The organism is Alloyangia mangrovi (genome assembly GCF_002300555.2).
GTDB classification, from domain to species: domain Bacteria; phylum Pseudomonadota; class Alphaproteobacteria; order Rhodobacterales; family Rhodobacteraceae; genus Salipiger; species Salipiger mangrovi.
The window spans coordinates 45,806-56,921 of sequence record NZ_NTHN02000032.1 but is presented as its reverse complement, the minus strand read 5'-3'; the positions used below and the strand labels follow the sequence as shown (position 1 = coordinate 56,921).

Here is an 11,116-nt window from a genome sequence, read left to right as displayed (position 1 = left end):
TCCCGCAACCAAAACCCAGATCACAATCCACCGCCAGCGCCCAAACGGGCGCTTTGCGCGTTTCGGCGCCGGGGTTCCGGGCGGGGCAGGCGCTTCGGCGTTGGTCTAGGACCTTCGCCTGCCCCCGCCAGGTGGCGCCTGACGGAGGCCGGGGGTTTTGGCGGGCTTTGAGCGTCAGCTGCCAGCGCCGAAGTGGGCGATGACCCAGAGGATGATCGCCGCGCCTGCCAGCAGTTCGACGATCTGGGCCCTGCGTCGGCGGCGGCTGTTCTGGTGGCGCTCGCGTTCGATTTCGATCTTGGTCATGAAGCAGTTCCTAAAAAAATTTGACTTGTGAAAAATGTGTCCGGGGACCGGCTAAACGCAGCGCGTTTAAAGTTATATTAACCTTTAAGCTGTTGAAAATATCGAGAAACGGAGAAATTCCCGTCAATCCCGGGCAAAGCGGTGGGTGGTGCTCATAGGGCGCCCTGTGAGACGCCCTATGCGTGTTTTATGGAGAGGGTCTCGACCCCTTCGGCGAAATCACCGCGCCGTCCGGGGCGTGCGCCAAGAGCAGGGCGAATCGGCACGCTCAGTGCAGTGCCCGAGAGAGGGCGCGGCGCGATTCGGGCGTGGCGAGCTTGTCATGGATGGCCTGGAATTCGGCCCGGGCGCGGGCGCGCTGGCCCGAGTTGAGGTAGGCGTAGCCCCGCAGCAGCGCGATGTCGCGTCGGACGACGCCGCTCAGCCGTTCGAGCTCGTCGAAATAGGCGATGGCGCGGCGGTAGTCGTGGCGCTGGTAGGCGGATATGCCGCGCTTGTCGAGGATCTGCGTCTCGACTTCCAGGCGCTGCTGCTCAGAGAAATGCGTGGTCGCGGCGACAGTTGCGGCCTGGTCGACCATGTTGAGCTGAAGCATCACCAGAGCCAGCCCGTAGCGGGCATCGCGTCGGCCCTCTGCCGTGGGTGACTGGCTCGCGGCGTATTTGAAATCGTTCAGGGCCTGCATGGGACGTTTCGCATTCAGCGCGCACCAGGCGCGCTGCGAGACGATCTGGGGGCTGGTGCCCTTGACCGAGGCGGCCAGGCAGGTGGACCAATCGGCGCGTTGCGCGGCAGCGCGCGCCTGTGTCAGCGCCGCAGTGTCGCCGCCGGACGATTTGCGGTTCGGGGCGGGGGCCAGCGGGCGCTGCGCTGGCTGCTGGCTCTTCGTCGAGGTGAGCCCGCCACCACTGTCGGGCGCTTCGAACCGGGCGGGGGTGCCGCTCGGCGTGGCCGAGGCGAGCTGGCGTGGCTGGGCCTGCAGCCCGGCGCGTAGGCGGGTCTCTACCGAGGTCAGCCGTTCGGCGGCGCCCGGCGCGAGGGCGCGCGCCGCGTCAGCCATTGCGGCGAGTTGCTCGAGGCTCGCGACGGCAACGGATTTCTCCAGCGTTGCGACAAGGATGTTGGGATCGGTGCAGCTGCGCACGATGGCGTTCAGCGTGGTCAGCGCAAGCGCGGGCTCGCGCGCGGCCTGGTATTGCTCGGCGAGGAGCCAGGCGTTGTTCACCCGCTCGCAGCGCAGCAGATCGGGGTTGGCGCGAGCGATCTTGATGGCGGCTCCCGGCTCGCCGCGCGAGACGGCCTGGTCGAAGTTTGATTGGGACTCGGCGATAGACAGGGCCGCGAGCAGCTCGGGCGAGGGGGCCCAGCTTGGGGTCGCACGGCCGGTCTCCTCGATGATGGCGCGGGCGCGGGCGAAATTGCCCGAGCGAATCTCGCGGTAGATGTCGGCGACCGCCGCGTCGGGCGAGCCTTGCTGCAGCGCGCCGAGATCCTCGGGAACCACCCAGTCGGGGTAGCGAAGCTGCAGGCGCCGCACCTCGGAGCGGGCGGCCTGGTCATTGGCCTCGTTCATGTAGAAGCGCAGAGCCTGAAGGTCGCTGTCGGTTGGCGACTGTGCCTGCCCGGGAAGCGCAGCGAAGGTTTGCGAAAAGGCGAGAAGTGCGAGGGTAAAATGGAACTTTTTCATAACGGTACACACGTGGGTAGGGCTTCGGCCTGGGCGAGAAGGGCGAAGAGTTGCAGGGTTGCCGGGTAGTAGGGGGCCCCGGGCGAGAAGGGCGGGATCCGCGCGCCGACCTCTTGGCGCGCCGAACAGGTGGCGAGCGCGGCGATGGCCTTGTAGCCCGGCTCCGCGCTGGTCGAGAGGGCCTCTCCGGTGCCGCGGCTGATCCGGGTGGCGGCGAGACCGGGGGGCACCCGCGACTGTGCCTCGGCGAAGCGCAGGACAGCGGGGTGATCGTGCAGGCCCGACCAGACGAAATACAGCGGCACCCGCATCGCCTCGTAACCGGCATCGAAGGAGAACCCCTTCGCCGGCCCGACGGCTTGCGGTGTCACCTCGACCCAGTCCGGGACAACACCTTCGAGCGCGAGCTGGCGGGCCAGCTCGACCGCGCCGCGGGCCGCCGCGGCAAGGACCGGCTGGTTGAATTCGGTCGCCAGCTCATGCATGGCTAGGGGCATCGTGTAGCAGGGATTGTAGAGGAACCCGGCCTCGGTCTCGAAGCCCCGGGCTGCGGGCAGCAGCAACGGGTCGGCGCCGGGGCGATGGACGATGCAGCTCTTGGCGAGGTCGCGCACGATGGCTTCTGCTGCCGCCCGGTACTCGGGGGCTTCGAAGCGCTGCGCGGCGCGCAGCAGCGCCCAGGCCCGGAAGAGGTCGCCATCGCTGGCATTGTTGAGGTCGGGCACCCGCACCGGCGCGTCGGGAAGCCAGCGCCAGGCCATCAGGGAGTCCTGCCGGATGGCGAGGTTGAGCCGGGTCCAGGCGTCCATCCGCTCGAAGGCCGCGCGGTCGCCCATCATGGCGGCCAGGAGCATGCCATAGGCCTGCCCCTCGGAATGGCTCGACGACTTCTGCAGCCGGTCGATCACCCGTCCGGTCGCGTCCATGTTGGCATCGCGCCAGGCCTCCCAGACATCGCGAAGGCTGGCCTCTAGGCCGGTGCCGGATGTCGCGGCCAGCGCTGCGGCCGGCAGGGACAGCGCGCCGGACAGGCTGGTTGCGCAAAGCGAGGCCAGAAGCTCTCTTCGGTTCATTTCTTCCTCCGTCGCGTGATGATCATGACGCCCATCGCGAGGATCGCGGAGACCAGGGACAGCGCCAGCATGGGAACGATGAAGACAGGCGGCGCGAGAGAGGCGTAATTGCCGACCACCTTGCGCGCATTGTCGAGGGTGAGCGGCTCGTGCAGCTCCAGGCGTCGCGCCGAGGAGTGCCAGCTCTGCCAGCCGGCGTCGGGTGTGAACAACGAGACCTGCCCGCGCGGGATATCGAGCGTCCCGCCGCCGTGGATCAGCGATGCGACGAGCTTCTCGAGGGGCAGGTTGGGCCGGAGGATGAGCCAGATGTTCCCGGGTCTGTCGAGGTCGGGCTGCAGCAGCATGGCGTCGGCGGCACGTCCGTCGAGCCAGGCATCGAGTTCCGACTGAGGGCCGCGCCAGATCGCGGCAAGCCTGTCGCGGAACGTTCGCACTATGGCGCCGGCCTTGGCAGGGTCGTAGACCGCCTGCCACCAGCGGCCCCCGTCGACCTTTGCCCAGGTGTCGATGTCCTTCGGCTCGGGGCGCGGCGCGATCAGCATCGCCTCCTGCAGCGTCGAGGTGGCGTCACCAAGAATGCGCCCTCCGAGTGTCGACAGGTCCGAGGGAACGCCGATGGTCAGCGATGCGGGTCCCGGTCCCTCTGTGTTCTGGCCGACGAAGACCGAGGCGAGGCGCGGCAGGAGGCCCAGCGGCAGGGCTTCCCCGGCGGCCTCGCTCAGCCGGACGCTCTCGGGGCTCAGCCCTGCGAGGACCTGGTCGAGCCGGGCGACGGACATGCTGGGTGCCGTGGGGATGTCCAGTGTCGTCGTGTCGAATATCTCGAAGATCGGTGTGCTTCGCGGCGCGCAGGCCTCGTCGGGGGGGATCGCCGGGAACCAGCGCTTCGAAGGTCAGGTGATTGACGCCAGGCTCGAGCATGTTCGCTGCGAAGGGAATGCGCAGCGTCTCGACCCGTTGTCCCGCCTTGTCGTCCTCGTCGAGCGGAAGGAGGTGGACGGTCGCATCGTTGATCTTCACCAGCAGCAGGGCGCCCTTCGGGAGATTGCGATCGAACCCGTAGTCGAGCCGAAGCTCCGCGCGTTGCGCCGAAAGCACCAGCCAGTCCCAGGGAAGCCTGAAGCGCACGGTCTCGCGGATGTAGTGGCCCTGTCCGACCAGGCGCCCAACGCCGAGATCGGCAAGGGATCGCGTCGTGCCGGGCTGCAGCGTCGGCACCGGGTTGGCGGGGTGTCCTTCGCCGAAGGCGCCGAGCATGACCTCTGCGACCTGCTCGGGATGGGCGGCATTTGCCACCAGCACCAGAGCCCCATCGCCGCCGCGGCGGAACTGCGGCAGATCGGGCGGAGATGTCTCATCGGGCAGCAGCGTCACCCGCGCCAGCGCCGGCGGGGTCGTTGCGACCGCGTAGGGATCGGTGATCTCGATCTCCGGGGGAAGGCCCTCGAACAGGCTTTCGACCCGGGCCATGGCGGAGCTCAACGATGCAACGTCGGTCGAGCCCGTGGTCTCGGCGACGACCAGCGGCTTCCCGCGCCCGAGCTGCGCCGCGACCGCGGCCAGGAAGCCGGGCGCGTCGGCGCCGAAATCGCCGGGCGCGACCCTGATGCCGCTCTGCGACAGCAGGACATGGGTCCAGAGATCAAAGGCTGCGTCGGGACCGCAGAACACGCGGTGGACCTGCTGGAAGCGCAGGGTCACGACGTTCCGTCCGGGCTTCAATGCGCCGCCTGGAATGGCGAGCGCATCGGTTCCGGCCTTGTCGAAATTATCGGGGATGATGGTTCCGATGGTGGTGCCGTTGACCTCGACCCGGATATTCGACTGCTCGGGAAGAAGGTTGATCGAACTCAGCGTGGTCAGCTCGAGCTCGGCGCCTTCTGCGGCACTCGGAAGAAAAAGGACGAAGCGGGCTTCGCCGAATTGCCCCTGAACGCGGTAACCCTCGGTCTCGGCGCCTTGTGGCATCGTCGGGCGCAGCGGCAGCAGAACCGGCAGCATGTCGGTCACCTCCGCCGTCGCCGCGGGTGCGGCGGGCGACCAGTCCATCCGGGGAACCGCGCTCTCCGCCGATCGCTCGGAAGGGGCGAGCGGAGCCTCCTGCACCGGCAGCTCGTTCAGGAGGATTTGCTGCGCGCGGCCACCGCCCGCGAAGGCGGGCAGGAGCGCGGCGGTCAGAATGGGAAGGATCCAGTGTTTCATGGCGTCACTCCTCGATCACAAGGTAATCGGCTGCGCCGACTGCCGCGGCGGCCTCGAGCGGGGCCCTTGCAGGTCGCGGATCCGGGCGGTCCAAGACCGGGGCCACGAACGCGGGCTCGCTGTGCATGGCCTCCTCGGTGGCCTCGCGGCGGCGGCGGGCCGGCTCGGTGACGAAGCCAATCGCCGACTTCGGCACCGACACTAGGCTCTTTCCGGCGACATAGGCGAGCCCCGCGATCAGCGTGCTGCCCTGGGGATAGACCTTGCGGAAGAAGTGCCATCTCAGGCTGTCGCCGTAGACCAGATGCGCGGTCAGCCGACTTGCCGCGATCATCTGCGCGGGCGCGACGTCGAGCTCGATCAATGTTCCGTCCACGTCGGAGCGTACGGTCCTTACCTTGAGGGGCAGGGGCGCTTCGAGCTCGGGGTTCCGCGGAAGGATCGGCGCGAGCTCTACCTGCAGGCCGGTCGAGGCCCCCTCGCGGAACACCCGCCCGTAGCGCGATCGCGTGTCATTGCCGAGATGCAGGCTGACGCGGCGCGGTGTGATGGCCACGATCTCGGCGGAGACCTCGGGAACCTGTTCGTCGTCACTCAGAGCGACCCCGCACCAGCGCAGCAGCGCGGCGCTGGAGATCCCGCAGCGCGGGCGTTCCAGCCGATCCGGGCGCTCGAAGACCGCCCGCAGCGCATAGGCGACCAGCAGGAAGTTGTAGAGGTTCCACGCGCCGACGATCTCGACCACCGCGCGGTCGCCGGGGAAGGCGGCCCAGCGGAACGCTCCGGCGACCAGACCCGCCAGAAGCAGCGCGGCCAGCACCGCAAGCGGGGCATAGACCGGGGACAGGAAGCTGTGGTCCAGCGTTTCATCCTTGGCCGTGACCTTGAAAGAGGCATCGCGCGGACGCAGCACTGTGTGCACCACCGCCTTGAGCAAGTAGGGCGTCTGGGCGATCTCGTAGACCTCCGAGATCTGCGGCCAGCGGAAGCTGCCGAACAGCGCGTTCTGCACCATGAAGCCGATCAGCAGGTAGGGCACGATATAGGCCAGCACCTCCTGCGTCGTGACCACGTAGATCTCGAGGCCGAAGAACAGGTAGAGCAGGGGCATGAGCAGGAAGACCATCCGGATGGCCGGGAACAGCCAGAAGCTCATGGAGTTCAGGTAGCACAAGCGCTGCTTCAGCGAGAGTCCGCTGCGGAAGATCGGGTTCTTCAGCATCAGCATCTGGATCATGCCGGTCGCCCAACGGCCGCGCTGCTGGATGAACGAGGCAAAGGTCTCGGGCTGCAGTCCGGCCACCATCGCGTGGTCGAGATAGAGGCTCTCCCATCCGCGCGAATGAATATCCAGTGCCGTTTCGGCATCCTCGGTAATGGTTTCGCCGGCGATGCCGCCCACCTCGTCCAGCGCCTGCCGCCGCAGCAGCGCCGCCGAGCCGCAGAAGAACGCCCCGCCGAAGCGATCGAGGCCGCGGTGAATCTGGGCGTAGAACATCTCGTTCTCGGAGGGCGAGGTCTCGGGCAGTTCGAGATTGCGCTCGATTGGATCGCGGTTGGTGAAGAAATGCGGCGTCTGCACGAGGAAGAGCCGCGGATTCTCGACCATGTAGCCGACGGTCCGCGCCAGGAAGTCACGGCTCGGCACGTGGTCCGCGTCCAACACCAACACCAGTTCGCCCTCGAGATGCTGCAGCGCGGCATTGAGATTGCCGGCCTTGGCGTGCTCGTTGCGGGCACGGGTGGTGTATACGACGTCGAGTTCCTTGCAGAGTGCCTGTAGGCTCGCCCGCCGCTCGCGCGAGCGCGCCGCATCTCGAGGTCTGTGTGGTTGCAGCGCTCGTCGGTGCCGCCGTCATCGCAGAGCACGACGGTCATCTTGCCTGCGGGGTAGGTGATCCGCTTCGCCGCGGCGAGGGTGACCGCGAGCAGCTCCTCGCTCTCGTTGTAGCTGGGGATGAGGATGTCGACCGTTGGCACGTCCTCGAGCCGCACCGGCGCGGGCTTCGGCGGGTCGACCGGATCGGAGTTGATCAGCGCAGTCAGGAAGAAGATGGCGACGGTGAAGCTCTCGGCCCCGAAGAGCACCAGCGCCGCGGCAAGCGAGACCGGGTCTTCGAACGAAGGAAGCGTTTCGAACAGCCGCCACAGCCAGTAACGCAGCACGAAGGCGCCGGCGATCGACAGCACGACGAAGCGTAGGGTCATGTTCGAGGTCACGCCCGGTTTCATCACGTAGATCAGGCTGCAGGCCAGAAGCGAGAGCAGCGCCTGCGTGGCGACGGAGGTCGGTACCGAGGCGAGGAATACCACCACGGCAAAGAGCACGGCCCATGCGAAGGAGAGGGCGGCGGCCCCCGATGCGGAAACAAAATCACGGAATTTCATGGCAGCGGTCCTGCGAGCGGCGACAACATCTTGGGGGCGGACTCTTCGGTCAGCCCCGTGGCGGCAAAGCTCGCCCCCTGCGGGCTGATCGGTGCGAGCGCCTCTTCCACGGTGCCGTAGACGCAATTGCGCATGGCGAGGTCCATGGCCCCGGCGCCGGCGGGAATGGTACGGTTCGCACCGTCGAAGCGGCGGAAGGCGAGCACGCAGGTCAATCCGGAGTAATTGGTCCAGAGCGCCCAGTCGATCTGGCCGAGCGCATCGGTCTCCGTCGTCATGCCGCGGATCGCGGCGGCGGTGAACGGATAGGGAATGCCTCCGGCGGATTTCAGCAGCTCGAACGGCCTGAAGCGCCCGATATTGGCACCGCGGCTGCCATGCGATCGAAGAAGGATGTAATTCTCGCCCGAAACCGCGGTCCGGTTGGGCAGCAGGATGTGCTGTTCGCTGCGGCCACGGAAGCGCCGTTCGAAAACGACCTGTGCGTTTCGGGTCGACAGCCAGGCATCTGATTGCGGCTGCACCACGAAGGGCGCCTGCTGAAGCTCCCTGTCGAATTCCGTCGGGGTCAGCGGGAAGGTGTCGCAGGCCGCAAGGAGGACAAAAGCGACGATCTCGAGTCGAATTCTACGTCTGCATTGCGCAATGCGGCGCAACGATAGGTAATTGCCAGGCAAAACAAGGCACCCCTCAAACAAACACACCAATTTACTTCACAAATATTCAAGTCAATTCATGTCGGGAGGGCAAAACGCCCCGGAGACACGGTCTTACCAAAAGCAGAATTCTCTCACGAATCCATGACAAAATTGGCGAGCATCCCAGTTTTTTGGATTTGTGCTCAAAAATCCATCACTCTGGAGGGGTCGTTTGGGCACATTATCGTCAAATTCTTCCGCAACTCGTGGCGACGAGTGGCGCGCCGGTCCGGTTCTCATCGGGCCGGCACAAGTGAGTCGGCGCACTGCGCCAAGCGTATCATGTGCGCGAAAATGGACGGCTGCGAGGTGACGTGACCGGGCGCACTATCAATGCCAGTGCCAGTGCCAGTGCCAGTGCCAGTGCCGCGGACGCGCACGCGATTGAGATGCGTTCTGCGGTGCTGAGAGCCCTTTGCCTAGTGTGCGGAGGCCCACATCGCGACGGCAACCAGCGCGGCCAAAGGAAGGCCGAGCAGCAGGGGCAACGGCAGGCGATTGATCTGCGGAGCCGGCTGGTAGCAGCTCCCGCATTCTGTGGCACCGAGCCGCATGTTGTGGCCGCACGACCGGCAATTGAACAGGCGACGGTTCCGTAGGCTCATGATGGCCTCCTCCCAAGATACTCGATAAAAATAAGGAACAATTAAGGCTACTCCCGCGGGCAGATAGCGTCTTCTCGATTGCAGTGGCAAGCGAAATGCGTGGAAACAATTGGTTGCTGTGGATGAAGGTATTTCCCCGAATTTCACCTCCGTTCTAGCGGGTTTCGGAATTGCGTGATTCCGTACGAAAGCGGCTCTTTGCGTGGGTATTTCTTGCGCTGTGTCCTGACGGCGCGTGATCCGTGTCAAGGAATGACTCGGCAATGCGGCTAGAGTCGCCGCGATCGAGGAGACATCGCCATGCCCCCAACACCGCCGAAGCGGCGCGGTCTGCCGCCACTTGTCCTTGCGCTCTGCTATGCCGCGTTGATCTCCCTGCCGCTGCTGCCGGCGCTCCTGACGGGGCAGGGGCACGGGCAGGCCGCGATGCGGCTGGCGACCGGCGCGGGGGTGGCTGCCGCTGCGATGATCCTGCTGCAGATGATCACCAGCGGTCGCTTCGAGGCGATCTCGGGGCGCATCGGCATCGATATCACCATGGCCTTTCACAAGTGGGCGGCGCCGGTGGCGCTGCTGCTGGCGCTGGTCCACGTGCTGGCCGTGATCGGGCTGCCGGACCCCGACCGCCCGGGACGGCTTTCCCGGCGTGTCGAGCTGGTCCTCTCCGGGCCCGGTTTATGGGAAGCACGCCTCGCGCTTATCCTGCTCGCGGTTCTGGTCGTTCTCGCGCTGCTGCGTGACCGGCTCGGGATGCGTTACCAGATATGGAGGGCCGGGCATGCGCTCGGGGCCGTCACACTTGTGGCGCTGATCGCCTGGCACGCGGTGGAGGATGGCAGGGCAGGCGCGCTTGCCGCGGCGGTCTGGATCCTCTTCGCGCTTGGCGTGACCCTTCCGGCGCTCTGGGTCTACGCGGTGCGCCTCGTTCGTCCGGCCGGGCAGGGCTGGACACTCCGCGAGGCGCGGCCCGCGGGGGAGCGCCTCTGGCTGCTGAGGGTTGCCCCGCCCGAGGGCGGTGACCTGTGCTTCGAGCCAGGCCAGTTCGCCTGGGTTGCCTTCGGGCGCAAACGCCTGCCGCTGCATGACCATCCCTTCTCGATTGCCTCCGCCCCCGGCGAGGCGGAGCTGCGCTTTCTCGTGCAGGAGGCCGGGGATTTCACGAATGGGGTCGGGCAACTCGCACCGGGAACGCGGGTCTCGGTCGATGCGCCGCATGGCAGCTTCGTACCGCGCGGCGAGGGGCCACTGGTCCTCGTTGCCGGCGGGGTGGGCGTCGCGCCGATCCTGTCGATCCTGTCGCATCTCGCGCAGAGCCGGAGCCGCCGTCCGGTGCGGTTCCTCTACGCTGCGCGCAGTGCCGAGGCGATGGTGCCGCCGGATCTCTATCGGCCCGCCTGCGCGGCGCTCGGGGTGGTGCCGATGCTGGTCTCCGACCGCGCCGAGCAGGGCGGCGCGTTGCTGCGCGGCCCCCTGACCCGGGCGCATCTGGCGGAAGCGTTCGAAGGGCTCGACCCTGCCAACTGCGAGGTGATGACCTGCGGCCCCGGGCCGATGATGACCTTCGTCGCGGACATGGTGCTGAAGATGGGGGTGCCGATGCAGGCGATCAGCTACGAACGTTTCAGCTACGCAGCGGGCCGCGCCTCGGCCAAGGATCGCAGGATCCTGTCAGGTTTCGCCGCGCTCTGGAGCGGGGTCGCGGCGCTGGTGCTCATCTATTGGCTGGCCTGATCCTGCAGCCAGCTGATGATCGCCGCGCGGGTCGACGCGTCCCTTGCGTGGTGATCGGCGAGAAAACGGTCGAGCCGTGCCGCGCCCGCCGTGTCGTTCGGGACAGGGATCGCCGAGGCGATGCGCGCGGGGTCGCGATGGCATTTCGCGCAGTTTGCGGTCCAAGCCTGCGCGCCGGTGGAGGGATCGGCAGCAGCGCCGGGGCTGGCGATGAGGCTACAAAGAACCAAAGCCGCGCCGCCGCGGCAGGAGAGGAATGCGTGCATGAAATGCCTTTTCGGTGCCAAGGCCCTGGATAATATCCCGGCGATGATGACGCTTGGGACGACCCGCGACAAGGATGGGGGCGCAAACTCGTGGGGAACGGCTGTTGATATGGATTGTGCAGCAACGGCCCCTCGCTCGCTAGGCTGGACGGCATCG

The 11,116-nt window shown here is 66.8% G+C and carries 10 protein-coding genes; 2 read left to right on the top strand and 8 right to left on the bottom strand.

What is annotated here, in order from left to right; genetic code table 11:
• Positions 1-174 precede the first annotated feature (174 nt).
• From CLG85_RS16900 to CLG85_RS16875, 6 genes are all read right to left on the bottom strand, one after another.
• Positions 175-306 carry a hypothetical protein gene (locus CLG85_RS16900; RefSeq protein WP_260349665.1) on the bottom strand — a complete coding sequence of 44 codons (132 nt, stop codon included), beginning with the start codon at positions 304-306 and terminating at the stop codon, positions 175-177.
• A 268-nt stretch (positions 307-574) separates the two neighbouring features.
• On the bottom strand, positions 575-1,993 hold the full coding sequence (locus tag CLG85_RS16895; RefSeq protein WP_260349663.1) for a hypothetical protein: 1,419 nt from the start codon (positions 1,991-1,993) through the stop codon (positions 575-577).
• Positions 1,990-3,066: a family 8 glycosyl hydrolase gene (locus CLG85_RS16890; RefSeq protein WP_095882030.1), complete on the bottom strand. Its 1,077-nt coding sequence runs from the start codon at positions 3,064-3,066 to the stop codon at positions 1,990-1,992. The genes CLG85_RS16895 and CLG85_RS16890 overlap by 4 nt, the downstream gene beginning before the upstream one ends.
• Positions 3,063-3,611: a hypothetical protein gene (locus tag CLG85_RS16885; RefSeq protein ID WP_260349662.1), complete on the bottom strand. Its 549-nt coding sequence runs from the start codon at positions 3,609-3,611 to the stop codon at positions 3,063-3,065. The genes CLG85_RS16890 and CLG85_RS16885 overlap by 4 nt, the downstream gene beginning before the upstream one ends.
• Before the next feature lie 25 nt (positions 3,612-3,636).
• Positions 3,637-5,271 (bottom strand): cellulose biosynthesis cyclic di-GMP-binding regulatory protein BcsB, encoded by a 1,635-nt coding sequence (locus CLG85_RS16880; protein WP_260349660.1) that lies wholly within the window; start codon positions 5,269-5,271, stop codon positions 3,637-3,639.
• 4 nt (positions 5,272-5,275) lie between these two features.
• A complete protein-coding gene (locus CLG85_RS16875; protein WP_260349668.1) occupies positions 5,276-7,108 on the bottom strand; it encodes a glycosyltransferase family 2 protein in 1,833 nt (610 codons plus the stop codon).
• A gap of 126 nt (positions 7,109-7,234) precedes the next feature.
• Between CLG85_RS16875 and CLG85_RS16865 the strand changes: the two genes are divergently transcribed.
• A complete protein-coding gene (locus tag CLG85_RS16865; RefSeq protein ID WP_260349670.1) occupies positions 7,235-7,429 on the top strand; it encodes a hypothetical protein in 195 nt (64 codons plus the stop codon).
• Positions 7,430-7,655: 226 nt separating this feature from the next.
• Here the strand turns inward: CLG85_RS16865 and CLG85_RS16860 are convergent, their stop codons facing one another.
• Positions 7,656-8,186, bottom strand: a complete 531-nt coding sequence (locus CLG85_RS16860; RefSeq protein ID WP_095882026.1) for a hypothetical protein — start codon at positions 8,184-8,186, stop codon at positions 7,656-7,658.
• 1,076 nt (positions 8,187-9,262) lie between these two features.
• On the opposite strand from CLG85_RS16860, the gene CLG85_RS16855 reads away from it, so the two are divergent.
• Positions 9,263-10,693 carry a ferric reductase-like transmembrane domain-containing protein gene (locus CLG85_RS16855; RefSeq protein ID WP_095882024.1) on the top strand — a complete coding sequence of 477 codons (1,431 nt, stop codon included), beginning with the start codon at positions 9,263-9,265 and terminating at the stop codon, positions 10,691-10,693.
• Here CLG85_RS16855 and CLG85_RS16850 read toward each other — a convergent pair.
• Positions 10,678-10,959 (bottom strand): cytochrome c family protein, encoded by a 282-nt coding sequence (locus CLG85_RS16850; protein ID WP_095882023.1) that lies wholly within the window; start codon positions 10,957-10,959, stop codon positions 10,678-10,680. The genes CLG85_RS16855 and CLG85_RS16850 overlap by 16 nt on opposite strands.
• Positions 10,960-11,116 lie beyond the last annotated feature (157 nt).